The 23,573-nt window shown below is 74.1% G+C and carries 17 protein-coding genes; 6 read left to right on the top strand and 11 right to left on the bottom strand.

Translation table 11 applies throughout. The features are described from left to right. Positions 1–61: 61 nt before the first annotated feature. The 3 genes from moeB to J7523_RS14340 all read right to left on the bottom strand — a co-directional run bounded on the left by moeB (position 62) and on the right by J7523_RS14340 (position 6,449). A complete protein-coding gene (gene moeB / locus J7523_RS14350) occupies positions 62–1,294 on the bottom strand; it encodes a molybdopterin-synthase adenylyltransferase MoeB (protein WP_291887912.1) in 1,233 nt (410 codons plus the stop codon). A gap of 59 nt (positions 1,295–1,353) precedes the next feature. Next, entirely contained in the window at positions 1,354–3,690 is a 2,337-nt protein-coding gene (locus J7523_RS14345; protein WP_291887909.1) for an S-layer homology domain-containing protein, read from the bottom strand. A gap of 125 nt (positions 3,691–3,815) precedes the next feature. Beyond that, a complete protein-coding gene (locus J7523_RS14340) occupies positions 3,816–6,449 on the bottom strand; it encodes a carboxypeptidase regulatory-like domain-containing protein (protein ID WP_291887905.1) in 2,634 nt (877 codons plus the stop codon). A gap of 261 nt (positions 6,450–6,710) precedes the next feature. Between J7523_RS14340 and J7523_RS14335 the strand changes: the two genes are divergently transcribed. After that, the gene (locus tag J7523_RS14335; protein WP_291887902.1) at positions 6,711–8,624 is read left to right on the top strand and encodes an O-antigen ligase family protein; all 1,914 of its coding nucleotides are present in this window, start codon (positions 6,711–6,713) and stop codon (positions 8,622–8,624) included. A gap of 8 nt (positions 8,625–8,632) precedes the next feature. On the opposite strand, the gene J7523_RS14330 is transcribed toward J7523_RS14335, so the two are convergent. The 3 genes from J7523_RS14330 to J7523_RS14320 are packed head-to-tail and all read right to left on the bottom strand — an operon-like array spanning position 8,633 to position 12,881. Continuing rightward, on the bottom strand, positions 8,633–9,835 hold the full coding sequence (locus tag J7523_RS14330) for a polysaccharide pyruvyl transferase family protein (protein WP_291887899.1): 1,203 nt from the start codon (positions 9,833–9,835) through the stop codon (positions 8,633–8,635). Beyond that, positions 9,832–11,886: a glycosyltransferase family 4 protein gene (locus J7523_RS14325; RefSeq protein WP_291887896.1), complete on the bottom strand. Its 2,055-nt coding sequence runs from the start codon at positions 11,884–11,886 to the stop codon at positions 9,832–9,834. The genes J7523_RS14330 and J7523_RS14325 overlap by 4 nt, the downstream gene beginning before the upstream one ends. Further along, complete coding sequence (locus J7523_RS14320) at positions 11,883–12,881, bottom strand: NAD-dependent epimerase/dehydratase family protein (RefSeq protein WP_291887837.1); 999 nt, start codon at positions 12,879–12,881, stop codon at positions 11,883–11,885. The genes J7523_RS14325 and J7523_RS14320 overlap by 4 nt, the downstream gene beginning before the upstream one ends. 121 nt (positions 12,882–13,002) lie before the next feature. Between J7523_RS14320 and J7523_RS14315 the strand changes: the two genes are divergently transcribed. Beyond that, a complete protein-coding gene (locus J7523_RS14315) occupies positions 13,003–14,730 on the top strand; it encodes a glycosyltransferase family 39 protein (protein ID WP_291887834.1) in 1,728 nt (575 codons plus the stop codon). 19 nt (positions 14,731–14,749) lie between these two features. Here J7523_RS14315 and J7523_RS14310 read toward each other — a convergent pair whose 3' ends face one another. Together J7523_RS14310 and J7523_RS14305 are read right to left on the bottom strand one after the other, a co-directional pair. Continuing rightward, positions 14,750–16,327, bottom strand: coding sequence for an OmpA family protein (locus J7523_RS14310; protein WP_291887832.1), 1,578 nt, complete (start codon positions 16,325–16,327; stop codon positions 14,750–14,752). A 103-nt stretch (positions 16,328–16,430) separates the two neighbouring features. Further along, positions 16,431–17,591, bottom strand: coding sequence for a pyridoxal phosphate-dependent aminotransferase (locus tag J7523_RS14305; protein ID WP_291887830.1), 1,161 nt, complete (start codon positions 17,589–17,591; stop codon positions 16,431–16,433). Positions 17,592–17,707: 116 nt separating this feature from the next. Here J7523_RS14305 and J7523_RS14300 point away from each other — a divergent pair, with 116 nt between their 5' ends. After that, a complete protein-coding gene (locus J7523_RS14300; protein ID WP_291887828.1) occupies positions 17,708–18,703 on the top strand; it encodes a magnesium and cobalt transport protein CorA in 996 nt (331 codons plus the stop codon). 41 nt (positions 18,704–18,744) lie between these two features. Here the strand turns inward: J7523_RS14300 and J7523_RS14295 are convergent, their stop codons facing one another. Further along, positions 18,745–19,281 (bottom strand): low molecular weight protein-tyrosine-phosphatase, encoded by a 537-nt coding sequence (locus J7523_RS14295; protein WP_291887826.1) that lies wholly within the window; start codon positions 19,279–19,281, stop codon positions 18,745–18,747. Between the two features lie 153 nt (positions 19,282–19,434). On the opposite strand from J7523_RS14295, the gene J7523_RS14290 reads away from it, so the two are divergent. The 3 genes from J7523_RS14290 to J7523_RS14280 all read left to right on the top strand — a co-directional run bounded on the left by J7523_RS14290 (position 19,435) and on the right by J7523_RS14280 (position 22,136). After that, positions 19,435–20,112, top strand: a complete 678-nt coding sequence (locus J7523_RS14290; RefSeq protein WP_291887823.1) for a PadR family transcriptional regulator — start codon at positions 19,435–19,437, stop codon at positions 20,110–20,112. A gap of 159 nt (positions 20,113–20,271) precedes the next feature. Continuing rightward, positions 20,272–21,324, top strand: coding sequence for an ATP-binding cassette domain-containing protein (locus J7523_RS14285; RefSeq protein ID WP_291887820.1), 1,053 nt, complete (start codon positions 20,272–20,274; stop codon positions 21,322–21,324). After that, complete coding sequence (locus J7523_RS14280; RefSeq protein ID WP_291887817.1) at positions 21,321–22,136, top strand: ABC transporter permease; 816 nt, start codon at positions 21,321–21,323, stop codon at positions 22,134–22,136. Before J7523_RS14285 ends, J7523_RS14280 begins: the two co-directional genes overlap by 4 nt. Positions 22,137–22,224: 88 nt before the next feature. On the opposite strand, the gene map is transcribed toward J7523_RS14280, so the two are convergent. After that, complete coding sequence (gene map / locus J7523_RS14275; RefSeq protein WP_291887815.1) at positions 22,225–22,989, bottom strand: type I methionyl aminopeptidase; 765 nt, start codon at positions 22,987–22,989, stop codon at positions 22,225–22,227. Positions 22,990–23,306: 317 nt separating this feature from the next. Next, positions 23,307–23,573 (bottom strand): hypothetical protein (locus tag J7523_RS14270; protein WP_291887814.1); only part of this gene is annotated, 267 nt, incomplete at its 5' end.

Here is a 23,573-nt window from a genome sequence, read left to right as displayed (position 1 = left end):
TGCCCTGCCGTGCAGGGCTGTGGTCACCTCGACGTCGGCCCGCCGCCCAGGTTCGTCGGCCTCAGCGGGCGTCGAGCCAGGCGGCGATCCCGCCCTCGACGTTCGTCGCGTCGAACCCGGCGTCGCGCAGCACCTGCGCCGCGACGAGCGACCGCGCGCCGACGGCGCAGTGCACGAGGATCTCGCGATCGCGGGGCAGGTCGGGGAGCGCCGAGCCGTCGAGCACGGTCCCGAGCGGCACGAGGCGCGCACCCGGGATGGACGCCGCAGCGGCCTCGGCGGGCTCGCGGACGTCGATGAGGTAGACGTCGCCGTCGGCGAGCAGGGCCGCGAGCTCGTCCACCGTCACCTGCGGGACGCCGGGTCCCCGGGAGACATCGGTGCGGTGCGGAGCCGGAGCCGACGACCCAGCGCCCGACGACCAAACCCCGGACGAGGCATGGGCGGACGGCGCCGAGGGCGACACGTCGCGCGGGCCCGCGACGTGCTGCCCAGCCCCGGGCCCGGGAGCGGCCGACCGCGCCGGCGCGGACCGCAGCGGCACCTCCTGCCACCGTCCCCGCAACGCGTCGAGCACGAGCACGCGTCCGAGCAGCGGCTCCCCGAGCCCGGTCACGAGCTTGACCGCCTCGACCGCCATGACGGACCCGACCTGCCCGCACAACGCCCCGAGCACCCCGGCCTCCGCGCACGACGGCACCTGGTCGGCGGGCGGCGGCGTCGGGAACAGGTCGCGCAGCTGCACGGCCGGCACGCCGGCGGGCGGGCGACCCCAGAAGACGGTGGTCTGGGCGTCGAACCGGAGCACCGAGCCCCACACCTCGGGCAGGCCGAGGCGGACGCACGCGTCGTTGACGAGGTAGCGGGTCGGGAAGTTGTCGGTGCCGTCGACGACGAGGTCGTACCCGCCGAGGACGTCGTCGACGTTCTCGTCGGCCAGGCGCGTCGGGTGCACCTCGACCACGATCGACGGGTCCAGCGCGGCGATCGCGTCGCGCGCGGACTCGACCTTGGGCCGGCCGACGTCGTCGGTGCCGTGGATGACCTGGCGCTGCAGGTTGGAGACGTCGACGACGTCGTCGTCCACGATCCCGAGGGTCCCCACGCCCGCCGCGGCGAGGTACTGCAGCACGGGCGCCCCGAGACCGCCGGCCCCGACGACGCACACGCGCGCGGCCCGCAGGCGACGCTGGCCGTCGGAGCCGAGCCCGGGGAGCAGCAGGTGCCGGCTCGCGCGGGCGAGCTGGTCGAGGGTCAGCGGCGGACCGGGTTCGACGAGCGGGGGCAGCGGCACGGTCCCAACCTACGTCGCACGGCAAGGACAGCGAGAAGGAGGACCCGCGGTGGCGGCGGTCAGCCCACCATGCCGGGGACACTCGACGCGCGGTGCAGGAACGCCGCCATCGCATCACGTCGCACCGGCTCCGCCGGGCGGTACTCCTTCGCGCCGCCGCCGATGTCGGTGCCTGTCGAGATGCCCACGGACGCCAACCAGGCGATCTCCTTGGGGAACCGGTCGCCGGTGGCCACGTCGACGAACGGAGCGGGGCTCGGGATCGTGAACGCCGGCGACCCCTTGAACCGGTACAGGAACGCGGCCATCGCCTCACGGGACACCGACTCGGCCGGACGGAACTCCCTGCGGCCACCGCCCACGTCGGTGCCTGTGGAGATGCCCGTCGACGCCAACCAGCAGATCTCCTTGTAGAACGGCGCCCCCGGTGCCACGTCCACGAACGGGGAGACGACCGGCTCGGTGAAGGGCGGGCGGCCCGCGGCGCGGTACAGGAACGCGGCCATCGCCTCTCGACGGACCGGCCCCGCGCTGTCGAACACCAACGTTCCGTCCGCGAGCTGCGAGCCCTGCGTGATCCCCTGCGTCGAGAGCCAGCTGATGTCCGCCGAGAAGGGCGTCGCAGGCTGGACGTCGACGAACCTGCCGCCGCCCGTGATGTCGATCCCGGACGTCGTCGTCGTGCCGGTCACGGTGACGTTCGGCTGCGCGGGCTTGGTGCCCGTCCGGTAGAACAGACCCCTCGCGTCGACCCCGGACCACGCCACCGCCACGTAGTAGGTGCCGGGGAGCAGGCCCTGGATCGTGTAGTGGCCGTCCTGGTCCGTGAGGGCCGACCGGCTAGGGAGTGTCGCGTCGTCGCGGAACGCCACGACCCGCTTCATCGCCGCGGACCCACCGGCCGGCGCGGCGACCGTGCCCGTGATCGACGCACCGGTGCGCAGACGTGCGGTCATCGCCACGTCGCCGTACGCCGGGAGCCCGACCACGGCGGCCCCGGCCACGGTCGACGACGTCGTGGTGGGCGTCGCGTAGTACTGGCCCACGTACGGGGTGTCCCCGCTCGCGCGGCCGAACGCGAACCGCGTGGAGCCCGCACGCAGCGGGAGGACGTCCACCGAGCCGTCCGCGTCGCCCCAGAACGTGTCGAAGTTGTTGGTGGCGGCCGGCGTCGCGGCCACCCCGACGGGCTCGACCGTGACGTAGGGCGCGGGCGACCCGTCGGCGCCGGTGACCGTGAGGCGGACCCGGGTGCCTGGCTCGAGCTGCGCATCGACGCCGGGACGGGTCTGGCCGGCACCGACGGAGACGGTCATCGCCTCGTCCATCGCGTTGCCGTCGACGAAGTACTCGTGACCCAGCGGCTCGTCGGTGGTGGACAGGAAGTGGACCTTGTAGTCGCCTGCGGCGAGGTCGTAGTCGATCGCGTAGCGGCCGTCGGCGTCGGTGGAGGCACCCGACCATGCCTGCGTGCCGAGTGCCACCACCCACACGTCGGCGCGCGGCGCACCGTCCGGGCCGACGACGCGCCCGGTGATGACCGCGGAGGGGGCGAGGACCTCGTCGACCACCACGGTCGCACCCGGCTGGGCGACGAGGCCCGTGCCGTCGAGGTAGCTGAGCCCGCCACCGTGGTAGCCGCTGACCAGGTGGTACTGCGGCGGCGCCGAGAAGTACAGCCGGCAGGCCTCGCGAGGTACGCCGGCGATCCGGTACCGGCCCTGGGCGTCCGTCTCCGCCGAGTAGTTGCCGGACCACGCGCAGACCGCGGTGACCCACGCACCGGCGACCGGTCCGGAGGGGCTCGAGACGGTGCCGGCGAACGCGCCGCTCGGGACCAGGGTGATCTCGACGTCGGACGTGACCGCACCACCAGTGACGTGGACCGAGGTCCACGTCCTCGGGTCGGGGTACGACGCCCACGCCAGGCCCGTCGCGCCCGGGTCGACCCACAGGGTGTGGTCGCCCTCCTCGAGCCCGTCGAGGGCGAACGCCCCGTCCGCCGCCGGTGTCACCGAGGCGACGTCCAGGGAGTCGGCGCCGACGTTCAGCTCTGTCGGGTCGACCCCCGGGGGAACCACGACGCGGCCGGTCAGCGAGCCGAGCGGCACGGCCGCCATCCGCCCGACGGTCGGGCCCTGCTGGTCGGGGGCTGCGACGGACGGCACCGACGGCCCGCCGCGCGGCGTCGCGCCGCCGGGGGTCGTCGTGAACGGCTTCGGCTCGACGGGTGCCCCGCCGTCCGCCGCGGGAGGCGTGTGCACCGTCTGGCTCTCGGTGGTGAGAGGAGCGGAAGGAGCCTCCTCCGCCTGGGCCGGCACGACGCCGAGCGACAGGGCGACGGCGACCAGTGAGCCCAGTGCGCCGAGGCGCCACGGCAGGGCGGGGGAATGCATGCGAGCTCCTCGGTCCGTTGGCGTCACGGCGCGCCGAGGGTGTGTGGCTCGCGACGGGACGTGGCAAGTATGCGACCCGTCGGTGGCGGGATCGGCGCAATTCGGGTGGTCGGCCGGGTGATCTGTCAGCCCGGGACCGTGACGGCGCGGTGCAGGAAGGCGGCCATGGCGTCGCGGCGCACGGGCTCCAGGGCCCGGTACTCGCGCTTGCCACCGCCGATGTCCGTGCCGTTGGAGATGCCGACCGACGCGAGCCAGGCGATCTCCTTGGCGAACCGGTCACCGCTGGCGACGTCCACGAACGGCGCCGGGCTCGGGATAGTGAACGCCGGCGACCCCTTGAACCGGTACAAGAACGCCGCCATCGCCTCACGCGACACCGACTCCGCCGGACGGAACTCCTTCTGCCCGTTACCGACGTCCGTCCCCGTCGAGATGCCCGTCGAGGCCAACCAGCAGATCTCCTTGTAGAACGGCGCCCCCGGCGCCACGTCCACGAACGGGGAGACCGCCGGAGCCGTGAACGCCGGCGACCCCTTCGCGCGGTACAGGAACGCCGCCATCGCCTCGCGACGCACCGGACCGGAGCTGTCGAACACCAGCGTCCCGTCCTCGAGGCGCGACCCCTGCGTGATGCCCTGGTCCGACAGCCACGCGATGTCCGTGGCGAACGGCGTCGACGGCTGCACGTCCGCGAACTTGCCGCCCAGCACGATGTCGATCCCGGCCGTCGTCGCCGTCCCCGTCACCGCCACGTTCGGGTTCGCAGGTCGCAGGCCCGTGCCGTAGAACACGTCAGGCTCCAGGCCCCCTCCGCTCGACAGTGCGACGAAGTACGACCCGGGCAGCAGACCCTGGATCGAGTACGACCCGTCCGCACCCGTCGTCGTCGACCGCGTCGCGTGCACGCCGTCGTCGGCGAACGCCACGACCATCCGGTTCGCGACCGGCGACCCGTCCGCGTTGCGCACGACGCCGGAGATGTGCGCACCGGTGCGCAGCACCGCCGACACGTTCGTCGTGGCACCGCCCGTCCACGTCACCACCGACGCGTCCGCACGGTCCGTCGTCGTCGGCCCACCCGCCTTGTAGTACTGCGGCACGTACGGCGTGTCACCGCTCCCGCGGCCGAACGCGATCCGGCCCGAACCGGCGTGGAGCTGCGTCAGGTCCGCGATGCCTGCGGCGTCGGTGCGAGCGCCGTACGACCCGTTCGGGCTGCCGTCGTCGATGCTGACCCACTCGCGCGCGGGTGCGCCGTGCTCGTCGGTGAGGCTGACCTGCAGGGCGGCGGCCCGGTCGAGCTGCGCGTCCACGTTCAGCCGGAGCGTCCCGACGCCCAGCGTGATGGTCGTCGCCGCCGCCTCCGACATCGCGTCGTCGTAGTACTCGAACGCCAGCGACTCGTCCGACCACGGCCCGAAGCGGACCGTGTACGTGCCTGGGCCCAGGTTGCTGTGGACCTCCCAGAAGCCACCGTCCGAGGTCTCCGTGTCGCCGTAGTAGTCGTCGGACTCGACGAAGACGGTGACGCCAGCGAGGCCCTGCCCGTCCGGGCCGGTCACACGGCCGTTGACCAGGGCGCTGCGCGTGAGGGTCTGGCTCGCCGTGACGCTGGCGCCGGGGCCGACGTCGACGAGCGTGGCGTCCTCCACCGCGGTCGCGCCGCCGTAGTACGCGTTGACCGACATCGCGCCGTCCGGGGCCGTGAAGAGGATGCGGTACTTCCCCGGCGCCACGCCGGTGAGGGTGTAGGCACCGGAGGCGTCGGTCAGCGCGTTCGCGAAGCTCGAATAGTCAGGCGTCGAGGCGTAGACGTTGGCGTTCGCCAACGCGCCGCCCGACCAGCGGGTCAGGACGCCCGTGATCGTCGACCCGACGGCGAGGGCGAAGTCGATTCCCGCGTGGGGAGTCCCCGCGGTCACCGTCACCGCCTGGGCCGCGCTTCTGGTCGTCATGCCGGGGTAGTAGCCGCCGTACAGGGGCGACGGCGCCCACACCCGCACCTTGTAGTTCCCGGCGGGGAGGCTGTCGACGCTGTAGGTGCCGTCCGACCTCACGCCCATGGAGTACGAGGGCCCGCCTTCGGACGCCTCGGCCGTGACCGACGCCGTCGTGACCGCGTAGCCCGCCGGGACCGTCACCGTGCCCGTGACCGAGCCGCCGTGCGGGAGGACGAAGTCCTTCGCCTCTCCGGGGGTCGTGCCGACCGCCACCAGCTCGGCCGCCGACCAGTCCACGACGCCCGGGTAGTACAGCGCGACCCAGCCGCCGAACGCGGGCCGGGCCTGCAGGCGGTAGCTCCCCGCCGCGATGGTCGTGAAGGAGTAGTTGCCGTCGGCGTCGGTGGTCGCCGTCAGGGTGGAGCCGCCCAGCGCGGGCTGTGCCCACACGGTCGCGCCGGCGATCGCGTCGCCGGCCTCGCTCGTCACGCGGCCCGAGAGGAGCGCCGCCGCCTGCGGGGCGGCCAACGACTGCGTTGTCGCAGCGGAGCGGGGTGCCAGCAGCGGCGACGGCGTCGTCGGTGCGGGCGTCGGGGCCTCGGTCGGCGCGACGGTGGGGTCCGCCGTCGGCTCCGCGACGGGCTCGTCCGTCGCCTCGGTCGTCGGCTCGGCGGTCGGCTCGGCGGTCGGCTCGACGCTCGTCGTCGGGCTCGCTGCGGGGTCGTCGGCCGCTGTCGCCGGGGCGACGCCACCGAGAACGAGTCCGACGGTCAGGGCGGCCGCTGACAGCAGGACGGAGGGCCGGTAACGGCGCACGGGAGCTCCTTCGAGGGGGGCGATGCGGCCCCGTCGATACGGAAGCCACCCGGATTATGGGGCATCGTCCGGCGGCCCGGCTCGGCCTTTCGGGTGAAGAGGGGTGATTCGGGCTATCGAAATGCTTCCGCAGGTCAGGCGCCCGTGACGGAACCGTCGGCGTTCTCCGTCGCGGCCTCGGTGGTGGGTCTGCGACGACGGTCGGACCGCTGCGTCCGGCAGCCCGCCACGTCCGCTCGAACCGTGTGGTTCACTCGACCGGTGTCGCGCCGACCGACGCCCGCGCGCGGGCCTGACCACCGGCCGAGCCAGGCACCTCGCGAACGTCCCGCCGCCGACCCGGCCGGGCGCGACCTCACAGGCCGCGGGGCCGTCGCGCTGCTGACGCTCGCGCCGCTCGTCATGCTCCCGACGGGCCTGTCCCGGTTCGTGCTGCCCAAGCTCGCGCTGGTCGCCGCGGCGGTGGCGCTCGCGGCGCTGGCCCGCCCGGCGGGCCGGCTGCAGCGCGGGGTCGCCGCTGTGGTCGGTGTCGGGGCGGTGTGGCTCGCGATCGCCGCCGTGGCGGGCGACGCGCCCGCCGCTCAGCTCGTCGGGCGGTGGCCCCGCTACGAAGGCCTCGTCGCACTGCCGCTGTACGCGGGTGCGCTCTGGGCGGGTGCGCGCCTGCTCGGCCCAGGCACCACGCCGGTCCGCACACGGGCGCTGGTGGTCTCGGCGGCGGCAACCGGGCTGACCGCGGCCGTCGTCGCGGTCGTCGAGGCGACAGGGCTCCGGCCACTGGGCGGTGACGTCGACCGGCCGGGCTCGCTGCTCGGCAACGCGAGCCAGCAGGGAGCGATCGGCGCGATGCTGCTGGCGGTCCTGCTGGCGGTCGTCGTACGGCGGCCGCTCGGTCGGGACGCGGCGCTGCCCGTCGCGGGGCTCGTCGCGTCGGGCGCCCTCGTGGTGACGAGCGGCTCGCGGGCCGCGCTGCTCGGTGCCCTCGTCGCATGCGCCGTCGTCGCGCTGAGCCTGCTGCGAGCCCCGGGCCGGCGCCTTGCCCTGGGGCTCGTCGGCGGAACCGCGCTCGTCGTCGGCGCGGCGTCGCTGCTGCTCCCGGCCACGCGCGCACGCGTGCTGGGTGGTGACGCCCTCGCCTCGGGGACCGTCGAGGGGCGCGCGGTGCTGTGGGCGGACACGGTACGGATGCTCGGCTCGCACCTGGTCACCGGTGTGGGCCCGAGCGGGTTCTTCGACGCGTTCGGGCCGGCCGCGTCGGACCGGTGGCGACGGGAGCTCGGCACGGTCAACCCGCCGGACTCGCCGCACAGCGTGCTGCTGCAGGCGGGCGTCGCGGGCGGCGTCGCCCTCGTCGTCCTGACCCTGGCGCTCGCGGTGCTGCTCGTGCGTGCGGCGTGGTCCGCCCGGGCAGAGCTCGCGGCGCCGCGCGGTCCGCTGCTCGTGGGCGCGGCGGCGGCCGCTGCCGCGGGCGCGGTGACGCTCTCGGCGGGGTTCACCCATGCCTCCACGACACCGCTGCTGTGCCTGCTCGCGGGCGCGCTCGCGTCCCGGCCGCCGGCGGTGCGGGAGCGTGCGTGGGTCGCCCCCGGCGTCGCGGCGGCCGGTGCGCTGTGGGCGCTCGTGCTCGTGGTCGCGTGCGCCGGCGAGACCGCGGTCGCCCGCGGGGTGACGCTGGCCGCGCAGGGGCACGTCGAGGAGGCCACCGACCGGTTCACGCTCGCCCGGACCCTGCGCCCCTGGGACCCGGACGTGCCCGTGCTCGCGACGGCGGCGTTCGCCGCCGGGGCGGACGCGGGCGACGAGCCGTCCGCTCGTGAGGCGCTCGCGTGGTCCGACGACGCCCTCGCGCTCGTCCCGGGGTCGGTCGAGACGACTCGCACCCGGGCCGTCTCGCTCGGCGTGCTCGGGCGTCGTGCGGAAGGGCGCGCGCTCGTGGAGAAGACCCTCGCCGACGACCCGCTCAACGTCGACCTCCTGCTGGCGGCCGGGACGCTGGCCGCGCAGGACGGTGACCTGGCGACCGGGCGCGACCACCTCGTCCGTGCCACCCAGGTGGCACCTGACGACCCCGTCGCGTGGGCGGACCTCGGGATCGTCGCGCGCGCCCTCGGCGACCAGGAGCAGCTCGCCCGGGTGCGCGCCTGGCAGGAGGCGCACCCGGAGGCGCGAGGCTGACGAGCCGGTCAGCCGACCGAGGCCACCAGCTCCGTCAGCGAGGCGCGGTTGACGTCGGCGCGCGCGAGCACCGGCCCGAGCAGGGCCTCGCCGGTCGAGCGCTCCGGTGCGGGCACCGCCAGGCGCACCGCCGCGTCGAGCGTCGCCGCGTCCTGCCGTCGCACGACGCGGCGCGCCATCGCGGAGCCGTCGAAGAACGACGTCTTCCCGTCGGACATCACGAGCACCGCCGGGATGCCCGCGGCGGCGGCCAGGACCGCCGGGTGGAACCGCATGGAGACGAGCGACGAGAACGCGGTCGACCAGCGCAGCAGGTCGTAGCCGTCGAGGTGCCCCTCGACCACCCGCACCCGGCGGCGGTCGCGGGCGGGCAGGCGCTCCACGGCACGTTGCGCGACCACGTCGTCGTCCGCGTCGCCGGGCACGCCCTGCGAGCTCGACCAGACGACGACGTCCCGGTCGGACGCGGCGAGCACGCTGCGGAGCAGCAGGTCGGCGACCGAGCGCCGGTCGGGGTTCTCGCCGGGCACCTCGTGGTCGGCGAGCACCAGACCGACGGCGTCCGTGGCCGGCGGCAGCCGGTCCGCCGGGACGTCCTGGGCGGTCAGGTCGTCGGCGATCGTCGGGTCCGACGCGAGCGTGAGCGCGAAGTCGCTGCCGAGCAGCACGGCCGCCGGGTCGGCGCCGAGCTCGATCGCGCTGTCGCGCGACGGCGCGTCGCGCACGACGACCGACACGGCCGACGTGAGCACGTTCCGCAGGCTGCGGCGCGCGAACGCCACGTCGAACACCCCGAGCGTCTGGCCCATCAGCGCGACTCGCGGGCCGAGCTGGGCGACGCGCTCGAGCGCGTCGATGCGGGACCACGGCCGGTAGCCCGCGCGCAGGAAGCCGCCACCCTGGCTCACGACGACGTCGGCATCGCGGACGAAGTCGGTGCCCTCGTCCGTGCCGGGAGCCCACCGGGTGCCGACGAGCTCGTCGACGGGCGGCACGACGGTGAGCCCGGGGTACCGGGCTCCCACCTGCCCGACGCCGTAGGCCGCGTGGACCACCTGCGCACCCGGCACCGCCTGGCGCACGATGCGGTCCATCGCGATGGCGATGAGCGCGTCGCCCGAGTTCTGCAGCCAGCAGTCGGTGAGCAGCACGCGCGGGCCACCCTCGGACCACTTCGCGGCGTCGAACTCGCGGGCCGCGGGGCCGGTCATCGGGCGACCACCTCGGCGGCGGCGGTCTCGGCGCGCACCTGCTCGATCAGGTGCCGGTACTCGCCCGCGTACCGCTCGGAGCTGCGCTCCTCGACCCACCGGCGTGCGTTGTCCGCCACCACCGAGCGCTCCTCACGTGACAGCTTCAGGAAGCGGCGCATCCCCGCCGCGGTGCCGGAGACGGACGACGAGTCGATCAGGAACCCTGTCACGCCGTCCTCGACGACCTCCGTGTGCCCGAAGACGGCGGACACGATCACCGGGGTGCCGTAGGCCATGGACTCGAGCATCGAGCGGGACAGCGACTCGATGTCCGAGGCGAGGATCATCGCGTCCGCGGCGAGGTACCACTGCGCGATGTCCGGCGTCACGGGCAGCAGGCGCACCCGGTCCTCGACGCCCAGGCGCCGCACGAGCTCGTGCACGGCGTCCGAGAACGGGCCGCCGTTGTCGCCCACCATCACGAGCACCGCGCGCGGGAAGTCCTCGGACGCACGCGCGAACGCCGCCGTGAGCAGGCCCTGCGCCTTGCGCGGCTCGAACGTCCCCATGCACAGCAGGACGGACTGGTCCGGCGAGATCCCGAGCGACCGCCGGACCTCCGACCTGTCGTTCGCGGCGCGGTAGGCGTCGATGTCGTCGAGCTCGATGCCGTAGTCGACACGCAGGCCACGACCGTCGCGGATGAGGTGGACGAACAGGTCCATCGTCGAGTCGGCCTCGAAGACGACGCGGGAGGCCTTGGCGAACGCCGTCGCGAAACGGGCGGTCACCCACGCGTCGGGACGGGACCGGAACCCGACCTCGAGGAAGTGCTCGGGCGCGAAGCTCTCGTGCACGGCCCAGATCGACGGGATCCCCAGCCGGTCGGCGAGGTCGGGGCCCCAGAAGCAGCCCGCGGTGTTCGCGACGACGGAGGTTGCGCCGGTCCGGACCGCCACGGCGGCCACGCCGTGCAGCCACTCCTCGTACGCGACCGCCGTGTCCGGCGGCCACCCGACCACGTGCACGCGTGCGCCGAGCGCCTCCAGCTCGTCCCGGAGCGGCCCGTCGACGGGACACAGCACGGTGCACGTGACGTCGTCCTGGCGGAGCAGGTGACGCAGCAACGTCTGGAGGTACAGCTGTCCACCGCCGAGACCCAGGTGATGGGTGACGACGAGGAGGTGCTCACCCTCGGCGGCCGGGACGTGGTCGCGGGCGAGGATCGCCGTGCGCGCCTCGATGACCCGCGCGCGGCGCTCGTCCTGGGTCGTCCGCGGCTGCGCGCGGTGCACCACGGGAACGGTCCCGAGCACGACGCGCCCGCTGGGGCGGACGGCCTCGACGGTGAGCTCGAGGTCGACCGGCTCGTGGGCGGTGAGGTCACGGTCGAGGTACCAGCGCTGGTCACCCAGGACGCGCACCGTCGCCTCCCAGCCGGCGATCCCCGCATCGACGTCGGGCAGGTGCGGCAGCAGGTCGGGGCGGGCCTGCGCGAGCAGTCGGGCGCGGACGGGCGGGCCGTCCGCAAGGCGGACCTCGACGCGGTCCACGCCGAGGCTCACGCGGACCCAGCCGCGCACGGTGATGATGTTCCCGACGTCGGCACCGGCCGCCGGCACCTCGACGTTGCCGTACGTGCCCGTCTGGTCGACCAGGACGGTCGGGCCGTCGAACGCCTCGACCATGCCGTAGCCCTGCAGCACGAGCCCGCCGACGTGCTGTTCGCCGAGCGGGAACCGCTCGCGCGGGAGCTCGAGCGACCAGCCTGCCGTGGGCGAGTTCGTCGTGGCCGGACGACCGGCCTGGTCGGTGGGGGTCGGCAGGCCGAGCGTGGCCGCACCCAGGGGGACCCCGCCGACCGTGACCCACACCTGCTGCACCTCACGGCCCGGCTGACCTGCCCAGCCGTGCACCCTGACCACGTCCGGGTGCACCGAGACGCCCAGGACGGCGCCGGGGATGCGGCCGGGGCCGGCGTGGCGGAGCGCGTGGCCGAGCCGGGCGACGTGGTGGCGGGTACGGGTCGCCGCGCGCGCCGCAGCGGCGACCGCCTCCGAGCGCCTCATCGGGTCCGCTTCGCGTCGTGGTCGGCCTTGGCGACCTCGAACGTCGCGGTCAGGCCCTCCTGGAACGGTACGGGCTCGACGCCGACCATCGCCCGGAACGCGGACGCGTCGAGCACGATCGCGTGCACGTCGAACGGACGCTCCGGGAGCATCTCGATCCGGAGGGTGCTGCCGCTGAGCTGCTCGACCTGGGCGACGATGTCGACGAGCGACGTGCCGATGCCGGTCGCGACGTTGACGACCTCGGGGCCGTCGGTCCGGAGCGCGGCCTGCACCGCGAGCGCGACGTCGTCGACGTGGATGTAGTCGCGCACGGCGCGGCCGGTGCCGAAGATCTGCAGGGGCCGGTCGTGCAGTGCGGCGTCGATGAACGTGCCGACCACGCCCTGGCTGCGTCCGAGCGGCTGGCGCGGGCCATACGCGTTGGCGACCCGCAGCACGCGTGCGTCGATCCCGTAGACCGTCGCGTACATCTGGATGTACTTCTCGGCGGCGAGCTTGAGCACGCCGTACGAGCTGGTGGGGCGCGTCGCGTGCGACTCGTGCACGGGGATGCTGTCGGGGTTGCCGTAGACGGTGCCACCGGACGAGAGGAACACCAGTCGCGTCGTCGGGTGGTGGCGCAGGTGCTCGAGCACGTGCAGGAGCGGGGTCAGGCTGTGTGTGACGTCCTGGACCGGTGACGCGGTGGACTCCGCGGGCAGCATCGCAGCCACCGAGTAGACGACCGAGTCGGCACCCGCGAGGACGCTCTCGACCGCGGCCGCGTCGCTGAGGTCCGCCGCGAGGAAGCGTGTCCCGTGGTTCACCGGCCCGGGTGCACGACCTCCCCGGCCGACGACGACGACGTCCGCCTCGCCCTCGAGGTGCCGCACGACGGCCGACCCGATGAAGCCGGTGCCGCCCAGCACGACGACGCGGCCGACGGCGGTCGACGCGATGATCGGGTGCACGGGGGCTCCGGTCTCGACGAGCTCGGTCGTCTGGGTTGGCACGGGCAACCTCCTCGGGGTTCGCTGTAGGCTACCGCCTGGCCTGCTCCGCCCCGTGGGACATTCCGGACCTCCGTGAGTGCTGGACACGCGGCATCCCCCCACGTGAGGACCTGACGGACCTGTGCGCACCGCCCTCCGAGCCGTCCCGCCGTGGACGTGGGCGACGCTCGGGATCGTCGCCTGGGTCGTGCTGAACGCCGTGTGGTGGGTGGCGCACCGTCAGGGTCAGTCCCTCAACATCGACGAGGCCGGCTACCTCGCCTCTGCTCTCAACGACTCGCAGTCTGCCAGCAGGGCAGGTGTCACGGGGTGGATGCGCACCGTGCTGTGGCCCAGCAGCTTCGGACCACTCGTCCCTGCGGTCACGTCGGTGCTGGTGCTGGCCGGCGTCGAGCTCACCGCCGCCGGTGCCGCGGTGTCCCTCGCGTTCGCCGGGGCCACCCTCGCCGGGACGTGGTGCGTCGGCCGTCGGGTGCTCCCTACGCGCGCGGCGTGGTTGCCGGTGCTCCTGCTGGCCACGGCGCCCGGGTTCGTGGCGCTGTCCCGCATGTTCGGCTTCGGCGTCCCGGGCGCGGCGCTCACGACGTGGGCGTTGTACGCGCTCGTCCGCAGCCGGTCGCACGAGGCTCTGCGATGGTCGCTGGCGCTCGGGGTGCTCGTCGGCCTGATGCCCATGACGCGGACCATGCTCGTCGCGTTCGTGCCGGTGGTGCTGGGCGCCGGGCTCCTCCAGTCCGTCGTCGCGCCCGGGCGCCGGGTCCGTCGGCTCGTGCACTGGGCGTGCTCGGCGACCACCGCGGTGGTCGTCGCCGGCATCTGGCTCCTGCACAGCTGGCGGCCGGTGTTCGACTACCTGGTCGGCTTCGGGTACGGCTCGCACTCGACCGCGTACCGGAACGACGCGGGCGGTGCGGGCGCGAGCCGCCCGGTGCTCGTCCTGCGCATGCTCCTGCAGGAGTGGTACCTGTCGCACACCGTGCTGATCCTCGGGGGGCTGCTGGCCGGCCTCGTCGCCCTCGTCGTCGGCGTCCGGACGGCGCGGGTGCGGCTCACCGTGCGGGCCGCCGTCGCCTCGCCGGCGTTCGTGCTCCTCGCGGTCCTCGTCGGAGGCGTGGCCGTGCTGATGTCGTCGCAGAACGGCGGTTCCGGCTTCACGCTCGCGTTACTGCCGGCGGCCGCGATCCTGGCGGTGAAGGGGTGGCGGACCGCCGGCGACGTCGTCCGCGCGGCGTCGTGGGCGCGCGCCGGCGCCGTGGTCGCCGCGGCGGCGACGTGCGTCGTCATCTTCCTCGGCTGGTACCTGGGCAGCGGGCCCCTCTCCGTACCGAGGAACGTGGACCTCGGCACGCTCGGCTGGGCGCACGTGACCGACGGGCAGCAGTTCTACGCCGCCGGCAACTTCCCGCCGGACCGCAGCCTCGTCACATCCGAGGAGCTGGCCGACGACTGGTCGCGTGCGACCGACGAGGTCGCCGCCCGGACGCTTCGCGCGGACGGGTCACCGCGCCCCGCTGCCCTCGGCTTCCGCGGCGTCCTGCTCAACGTGAACACGGTCGCCCTGACCTTGGCGCAGCGGCTCGGCTACCCGAACGCGATGTCGCAGGTGGACCCGGTGACTGCGACCGACGTGGCGGGGTACCACGCCTGGCTGACGGACGGGACCGCGAAGGACGCGTGCGTGCTGCTGACGTCGTCCGGAGAGGTCGACGAGTACGCGCCCTACGTCGACACGCCCGCCCTCGAGACGGCGGCGCGCGACCTCGGCTTCGTCCGCACCGGCACCGTGGCGGTCCCGGACGGCCGCACGGTCGACGTGTGGGAGCGGGGTACCCCGAGCTGCGCCCACTGACTGCGACGGCCGCGGACCGCTACCCCGCGGCGCGCCCGGAGCTCGTCACGGGGACGTCCGTGATGCGGAACGGCGCGACGCCGAGGTCGATCGACACCGACGCGGTGATCTCCTTCGCCTGTGCCGGGGAGTCGATGACGACCGTGTCCGTCCCCGGGTCCGGCCACACGACGGTCACGAGCGTGCTGCGACCGACGTCCGGCCCGTCGATCGCGCGGTCCGCGAGCGGGTCGCGGCTGTCCTCACGGACCAGGTAGTCGACGGGGTAGAGGCGCTGGTCGCCCTGCAGCAGCGTGACGTTCGTGGCGGCCTGCTGCAGGCTCGCGTCGAACGAGCCGCGGGCGTCCCACGCGCCGGCGGCGAAGAGCGCGCCGCTCGCCGCCTCCGGTCCGGCGGTGTTGCTCACCTCCAGGCTGCCGACGAGGTAGCGGCCCACACGGCGCACCTCCCGCACCCGCACGTCGACCGGCACGCCGTTGCCCGAGTCGATGGTCACGTGCCCGTCCGCGGTGGCAGTCGGACCGGTCGTCGCCGGCAGCGTTCCCGCCGGGGGCGTCACCGTCTGCGCCACGTCGCCCTGCTCCGTCGTGAGCACCAGCTCGACGCGCCGGTTCAGTGCGCGCGCCTCGTCCGAGGTGCCCGCGACGGCGGGCTCGGTCTCCCCACGCCCTTGCACCGTGACCTCGAAGCCGTCGAGGTCCGCGACGGACCGCAGCCGGTCGGCGACGGCCTGCGCGCGGCGCTCGGACAGCGCCTGGTTGTACGCCTCGTCGGCCACGTCGTCGGTGTGCCCGACCACGGCCAGCGTGCCGCCGTCGTAGGCACCGACCTGCTGCGCGGCGGCCGCCAGAGCGGCATCGGCTTCCGGCCCGAGGTCGGCGGAGTCGACGGCGAACAGGACGTCGGAGCCGATCGCCACGGTGACGGTGGTGGCGGTGCTGCGCGTGCGCACCTCGCCGCCCGCCTGCTCGGTGTACGCGTCGAGCGTGGCCGTCGGCGTGGTCGCGACCGCGTCCTTGCGGATCTCGGAGACCGGCACCGTGAGGACGCCCGCGTCCTGTGCGTCCGTCACCGGGACGCCCTGCACGAGCCCGCCGCCGCCGGGCAGCAGGACGTCGACGGTCGGCGTGGCCGGTGCGGCGAAGGCGACGTACAGCACCTCGGTGTCGTCGCCGGCGGCGGCCAGGGCGGCGTCGGTCGCCGGGCCGCCCGGCGACATCGCCCACGACGCGACCGCCACGTCGTCGGCCGTCCGCGCGGGCATCGCGACCGTGCCACGCGTGAGGTCGACGAGCCGCACGCCGCTCGCGCCCGGGTGCAGCGACACCATGACGTCCCACAGCGCCTGCTGGAGGTTCGCGTCCTTCGGGCCGGCGATCCGCAGCACTCCCACGTCGTCCGTGACCGCGACCGGCCCGACCTCGAGCGTCACCTCCTCGCCCTGGAGGACGACGTCGGCGCTCACCGGGTCGGTGCTGACGGCCGTCGGGCTCGCGCTCGCACTGGCGGCGGGGGCGGGTGCGTCGTCGGCAGTGCAGCCCGTGCCCGCGAGCAGGACGACCGCGAGCAGCAGGACGAGACGGGCGGGCGCGGGCACGGCGACTCCTCGAGGTCGGGACGCGCGTCGGGCACGCGCAGCCCGAATCGTGACATCTCGGGCGCGCAGCCCGCAGAACGGTGTCACCGGGCGGGCAGGCACCTCAGGCGAGCGTCGCCTGCCAGGCGACGATCCGGTCGACCGCCTCGCGCACCACCTCGACGGACGACGCGAACGACAACCGCACCCACCGGTGCCCGTCGACGGGGTCGAAGTCGGTCCCGGGGGTGAGCGCCACGCCGGCCTCGTCGAGCAGCCGCGCGCACCACGTCACCGAGTCCAGCCCGGACGCGGACACGTCCGCGTACAGGTAGAACGCTCCGTCGGCGGGCGCGATCCGGGTCCAGCCGAGCTCCGGCAGACGGGCCAGCAGGTGCTCGCGCGCGGCGGCGTACCGCTCGACGTTCGCGCGGGCGGCCGCGTACCCGTCCTCGCTGAACGCGGCGACGCCGGCGTGCTGGGCGAGGGCCGGCGGGCACAGGGCGACGTTCCCTGCGAGCGCGTCGACGGGTGCGACGAGGTCGTCGGGCAGCACGAGCCAGCCGAGCCGCCAGCCCGTCATCGCCCAGTACTTCGAGAACGAGTTGACGACGATCGCGCCCGACCCGAGGTAGGCGGCGGCGGTCGGCGGCTGCGACGTGTCGTACGTGATGCCGTGGTAGATCTCGTCGCTGACCAGCCGGACGCCGTGGTCACCGCACCAGGTCGCGAGCGCCGCGAGCTCGGCCGGGTCGATCATCGTGCCCGTCGGGTTGGCGGGGCTCGCCACGACGAGCCCGTCGACCGGGTCGATCGCCTCGAGCTGCGCGACGGTCGGCTGGTACCGCGTCTCGGGACCGCACGGGATCTCGACGACCTCGCAGCCGAGCGCCGCGAGGATGTTCGCGTACGCCGGGTAGCCGGGGACCGCGAGCGCGACGCGGTCACCGACGTCGAACGCCGCGAGGAACGCGAGCAGGAACCCGCCCGACGAGCCGGTCGTCACTGCGATCCGGGACGGCTCGACGTCGACGTCGTACCAGTCCCGGTAGTGCTGGGCGATGGCCGCGCGCAGGCCCGGGGAGCCCAGGGACTCGGTGTACCCGAGGTCGCCCGCGGTGAGCAGGTCGATCGCACGCTGCCGGACGACGTCCGACGCACCCGTCGACGGCTCGCCCGCGCACAGGTTGAGCACGTGCTCCCCGGCGGCCCGGCGCGCGTTCGCCGCGGCCAGGATCTCCATGACGGCAAACGGGGGCACGTGGGCGCGGCGGGCGACCTTCATGTGGTTCATCCTGCCGTGAAGACCGAGGCGAGGCGCTCGTCGTCCGGCGGATCTCAGCCGCGCGTCCGGCGCGGTTCACGCTCCCGCGGGCCCGTCGCACACGTACTGTCGCGGCCGTGATCGTGGACTGCGCCCTCTACACCGGCGGTGTGCGCCGGCACCGGCTCGACGACCTGTTCGTCGCCGTCCGGGAGGCCGAGAAGGACGACGGGTTCGTGTGGGTCGGCCTGCACGAGCCGACCGCGGAGGAGTTCGAGGCCCTCGCGGCCGGGTTCGCGCTGCCCGAGCTCGCCATCGAGGACGCCGTCTGCTCGCACCAGAGGCCCAAGCTCGAGCGGTACGGCGACGTCGTGTTCGCCGTCATCAAGCCCGTGCGCTACGTGGACCACGTCGAGGTCGTCGAGGTCGGCGAGATCGCGCTGTTCCTCGGGGAGCGGTTCGTCATCGTCGTCCGGCACGGCGACTCGACGGTCCCGCACCGCACCCGTCTGAGCCTGGAGGCCGACCCCGCGATGCTCGTGCACGGTCCCGCGGCGGTGCTGCACCGCATGCTCGACCTCACCGTCGACGACTACCTCGACGTCACCGTCGCCGTGGACACCGACATCGACGAGATCGAGGACCAGGTGTTCGGCGACGAGCCCGGCCGCGACCACGCCGAGCGGATCTACAAGCTCAAGCGCGAGGTGATGCTGTTCCGCCGGGCCGTCGTGCCGCTCGTCGGGCCGCTGTCCCGGCTCGTGAACGACGACATCCCGTGGGTGCAGCCCGTCATGCGGCCGTACTTCCGGGACGTCGAGGACCACGCGCTGCGCGCCGCCGAGCTCATCGAGGGCCAGGACGCGATGCTCACGACCGTCATGCAGGCCGACATCGCGCAGGTGTCCGTCGCGCAGAACCGGGTGAGCGTCCGGCAGAACGAGGACATGCGGAAGATCTCGGCGTGGGCCGCGATCGGCCTCGTGCCGACCGCCGTCGCCGGGGTGTACGGGATGAACGTCGACCACCTGCCCGGTGCGCACAGTGGGTACGGGTTCGGCGTGGTGATGGGGGCGATCGCGGTGACGTGCGCGGGCCTGTGGCGGGCGTTCCGCCGCAACCGCTGGCTGTAGCCGTGAGCGGTGGCGCGTCCGCCGTCTCAGCGGGCAGCGGGTCAGCGAGTCGCGGGTCCGCGCGCCGCGAGCGCGGCGCGGACGTGCTCGACGACGCCGTCGGCCGCCGCCTCGACCTGCGCGAGGCACGCCTCGAAGTCCTCGCGGCCGCCGTACCAGGGGTCGTCGATGTCGAGCACGTGCTCGGGCTGACCGGGCGCGACGACTGGTGCGGCGGGGTCGAACGTCCGGTACATCACGACCCGGTCGGCGACCTCGGGCGACCCCGCGAGGCGGCGCAGCGAGCGGGCGTGCACGCTCGTCATCGCCAGCACGAGGTCGTGCCCCGGCAGGTCGGTCGCGCCGACCTGCCGGGCCCGGTGGCCGTCGCCGGCCGGGTAGCCGTGCTCGACGAGCACCGCGCGTGCCCTCCGGTCGATCGGACGACCGTGCTCCTCGTCGCTGATCCCCGACGAGTCGACGAGGACGGCGTCGGCGAGCCCGGCGGCGGCGAACCGCTCACGGAGCACGATCTCGGCCATCGGCGACCGGCAGATGTTGCCGGTGCACACGGTCATCACCCGGAACGGTCGGTCCACGCGCCCATGGTGCCGTGCGGACGCTCGTCCCGCGGTCGTGTCCGCCCGACGACGACACGAGCCGCTGCACCAGGGGCTTGAGACGCGACATAGTCGAGATATACTCTGGTTCGAGCATTCGGGATCGGACGATACGCGTCAGGAGGTGACGACATGGCCCCGCGGACCCGCAACAACCCGCTCGCGCTGGCCGTGCTCGCGCTGCTCTGGGAGCGGCCCATGCACCCCTACGAGATGTCGATGACCCTCCGCGAGCGCCGCAAGGACGAGTCGGTGAGGCTCAACTTCGGCTCGCTGTACTCGGTCGTCGACTCGCTCGTGAAGCACGGGCTCATCGAGGCGGCGTCGACCGAGCGCGAGGGCAACCGGCCGACGCGCACGATCTACCGGCTCACCGACGCGGGCGCGACCGAGGCCGTCGACTGGCTCTCCGACCTGCTGCGCACCCCCGTCAAGGAGTTCCCGCAGTTCGAGGCCGCGCTGTCGTTCCTGCCGCTGCTCGGGCCTGACGACGTCGCGCGGCTGCTCCGGATGCGCGTGTCCGCCCTGCAGGTCTCGATCACGACGCTCGACGCCGCCCGAGAGCAGGCCCGCGCACAGGGGCTGCCGTCGATCTTCGTCCTGGAGGCCGACTACGACTCCGCGCTGCTGCACGCCGAGCTCGACTTCGTCGTCGGGCTCGAGGCCAGCATCACGGACGGGACCCTCGAGGGCGTCGGGCTGTGGCGCGAGCTGCACACGCGGGCTGCTGGTGGCCGGCTCGAGCCCGAGGAGATCGCCGAGGCCCTCGCGCCCTACTTCACGACGGAAGGGGCACCCCCGACCGCGTGACCCACGACCCCCGGGCGACCTGCCCGGGAACAGGTCGGCCCAGGTGCTGGCACACCCGGGCCGACCGACGACGAACCGTCCGAGGCGACGCCTGTGCGATCCGCTGCAGATCCAGCATAGGTGGCTCCTCGGCCGGTCCCATCCGAGGAGACGATCACCATGCCACCGCATGCAGTCGAGGCAGCCGGCCTCGTGAAGACCTATCCGGGCGGCCGCGGCCGACCCGACGTCCGGGCCCTCGACGGCCTCACGCTCACCGTCCCCGCCGGCACCGTGCACGGCCTGCTCGGCCTCAACGGTGCGGGCAAGTCGACGACCACGCGCGTCCTGACGACCCTGTCGCGCGCGTCGTCGGGCGAGGCGCGGGTCGCCGGGCACGACGTGGTGCGGGACGCCGACCAGGTGCGTCGCAGCATCGGCTACGTGTCCCAGGGCACGGGCGCCGACGTGCTGCTCACCCCGCGCGAAAACCTCGCGATGACGGCGCGGCTGCGGGGGGCGTCGCGGTCGGCGTCGCTCGACCGGGCCGCCGCGCTGCTCGACCGCTTCGGGCTCGCCGACGCCGCGGACCGGCGCACCGGCGTGCTGTCCGGGGGCATGCGGCGCAAGCTCGACGTCGCCCTCGGGCTCGTCGACGCGCCGCGGGTGCTGTTCCTCGACGAGCCGACCACCGGGCTCGACCCCGAGGCGCGCGCGTCGATGTGGAACGAGATCCGGCGGCTCGCCGGGGAGGACTCGCTCACCGTCGTGCTCACCACGCACTACCTGGAGGAGGCCGACCGGCTCGCCGACGGGCTGTCGATCATCGACCGCGGCCGCGTCGTCGCGGCGGGTTCGCCCGACTCGCTCAAGGCGGCCTTCGCCGGTGACACGCTCACCGTCGACCTCGTCGAGCCGGACGCTGCGCTCGTGCGGTCCGTCGCGGCGGGGATCGCCGGGCTGGGCGACGTCGTCGTGCACGTGGAGGGGCCGGTCGGCCGGCTCGTGGCGCGCACACCCGACGGACCGGCCGTGGTCGGCCCGACGATCGCCGCGCTGCAGGCCGCCGGCGTGCGGCACGGTGCGGTCGGCGTCTCGCGGCCGACGCTCGACGACGTGTACCTGCGGCACGCCGGACGGTCGTGGACGGCGGCGGAGTCGGTGCCCACGTCCGGCACGACGAGCGACGGAAGTGCGGCCGCCGCTGCGCAGACCGCGGAGGTGGCCCGATGAGCGCGCTCGCTCAGACCGGTCGGGTGACCGGCGGCCGCGCCTCGTGGGCCGCGCAGACCGCCGAGGTGTGCCGGCGCTGGACCGTCGACCTCGTCCGGCAGCCCTGGGGGCTCGGCGTCTCCGTGATCCAGCCCGTCATCTGGATCGTGCTGTTCGGCAACGTCTTCGAGTCCATCGCGACCGTGCCCGGGTTCGGGCCGACGGACTACCTGACGTTCCTCGTGCCGGGCATCCTCATGATGACCGTGCTGTACTCGGGCGCGTGGGCGGGGACCGGGTTCATCGAGGACATCCGCTCCGGGGTCATGGACCGGCTGCTCTCGTCGCCGGTGTCGCGCTCGTCGCTCGTCGCGGGCCAGCTCGCGCAGCAGCTTCTGATGGCGACGGTGCAGGGCGTCATCGTGCTCGGGATCGGCTGGCTCGCCGGGGCCCGGTACGACGGCGGGGTGCTCGGCCTGGTGGTGGCGCTCCTCGCGTCGCTGCTGCTCGCGGCGGCATTCTGCTCGATGTCGGCGGCGGTCGCGCTGCTCGCCCGCGACCAGACGGCCCTCATCGGCATCTCCACGATCGTCGTGCTGCCCGCGACGTTCCTGTCGACCGCCCTGATGCCGGTCGCGCTGCTGCCGGACTGGGTCGAGACGGTCGCCCGGTTCAACCCGCTCACGTGGGCCACCGAGATCGCCCGCACGGCCATGTCGACGGACGTCGACTGGGGGCTCGTCGCGTCGCGCGGCGCCCTGCTGACGGTGCTCGCGGCGGTCGTCGCGGCATGGTCGGTGTCGGCGATGCGGACGTACCAGAAGTCGCTCTGACGGCAGACGCTGAAGACTTCGTCGCGCCTGCCGGGACGAAGTCTTCAGCGTGCCGTGCGGGTCCGCGGGCCCGACGTCGGGCGGTGCGTCAGTCGCGCGCCGTGAGGATCAGCGGGCCGTCCTTCGTGATCGCCACCGTGTGCTCCGCGTGCGCCGCGAGCGAGCCGTCGGCCGTGCGGATCGTCCAGCCGTCGTCGTCGATCACGTACTCGTCGCCGCCGGCCATGAACCACGGCTCGATCGCGATGACCAGGCCCGCCTTGAGCTTGAGCCCCGTCCCGGGCTTGCCCAGGTTCGCGACGTGCGGGTCCTCGTGCATGGTCCGGCCGACACCGTGGCCGCCGAAGTCGGCGTTGATGCCGTACCCGGCACCCCGGCCGACCGCGCCGATGGCCGCGGAGATGTCGCCCATGCGACCGCCGGGCACCGCGGCGGCGATCCCGGCGGCGAGGGCCTGCTCGGTCGCGGCGATCAGCTTCTGCGCCTCGGGCGTCGTCGAGCCGACCTGGAACGTGATCGCCGAGTCGGCGACCCAGCCCTGCACCTGCGCGGCGAAGTCGACGCTGAGCACGTCGCCGTCCTCCAGCACCCGGTCCGACGGCAGGCCGTGCAGGGCCGCGTCGTTGACCGACGTGCACAGCACGCCCGGGTACGGGATCGCGCCGAACGACGGGTGGTAGCCCAGGTAGACGGAGTGCGCACCCGCGTCGTCGATCATGCGGTGCGCGTGCGCGTCGAGGTCCTTGAGGCTCATGCCGGCGCGTGCGACGTCGCGCAGCGAGGACAGCACGCCGGCGACGAACTTGCCGGCGGGTCGCATCTGGTCGATCTGGGCGGGGTTCTTGAGGGCCACCGGTCCACCCTGCCACGGGTCACGGCCGCCCGGCGCACCGTGCCGTCCGGGCATGGAACAGCCCGTGGGCCGGGCCTCCGGAGAGGTCCTGCCGCGTAGGACGAGGTCGCGGCTTACCCACGGGCTGCGGTGACTGCCGGGATTCGCTCGCCGCCCTGCCGGATGACCGGCGGGCTCGCGGGCGGATCGACAATCCGTCCGATGTTCCGGGCGACTAGCGGACAGTCACCTCACGCGTCCTGGAAGACTTCATGTTCCGGACCACCTCCTTCCCGTGTCCGACGACCGTACGTCGCACCCCGCCGGGTGCCAAGGGTTTATGCCGAGGGGGAACCGTGCCGCTGCTGCACCCACTCCGCGAACGTCGTCCGGCCCACCGCGTGCTCACGGGCGAGGTGGCCGTTGTCGCGGTACGGCGTCGCGCGGAGCACGAGCGGCACCGACCAGACGGGCCGCCGCCGACCCGTCCCGGACAGGTACGTGCGGGCGAGCGCGGCGGCGGTGAGCAGCGACGGCCGGGTTGTCGAGAGTGCGCCGCGAATCCGGTGGCGCAGCTCGGCCGCGGCCTTCTCGGTGAACGTGAC

This window comes from Cellulomonas sp. (assembly GCF_017744555.1).
Lineage (GTDB): Bacteria > Actinomycetota > Actinomycetes > Actinomycetales > Cellulomonadaceae > Cellulomonas.
This window is presented reverse-complemented; position numbering and strand designations above follow the sequence as displayed.

Bases quoted from the DNA above. Each gene is read 5' to 3' on its own strand.
- J7523_RS14345 (WP_291887909.1), bottom strand. From the start codon at position 3,690: ATGCATTCCCCCGCCCTGCCGTGGCGCCTCGGCGCACTGGGCTCACTG.
- J7523_RS14330 (WP_291887899.1), bottom strand. From the start codon at position 9,835: ATGACCGGCCCCGCGGCCCGCGAGTTCGACGCCGCGAAGTGGTCCGAG.
- J7523_RS14325 (WP_291887896.1), bottom strand. From the start codon at position 11,886: ATGAGGCGCTCGGAGGCGGTCGCCGCTGCGGCGCGCGCGGCGACCCGT.
- J7523_RS14305 (WP_291887830.1), bottom strand. From the start codon at position 17,591: ATGAAGGTCGCCCGCCGCGCCCACGTGCCCCCGTTTGCCGTCATGGAG.
- J7523_RS14290 (WP_291887823.1), top strand. From the start codon at position 19,435: ATGGCCCCGCGGACCCGCAACAACCCGCTCGCGCTGGCCGTGCTCGCG.
- J7523_RS14285 (WP_291887820.1), top strand. From the start codon at position 20,272: ATGCCACCGCATGCAGTCGAGGCAGCCGGCCTCGTGAAGACCTATCCG.
- J7523_RS14280 (WP_291887817.1), top strand. From the start codon at position 21,321: ATGAGCGCGCTCGCTCAGACCGGTCGGGTGACCGGCGGCCGCGCCTCG.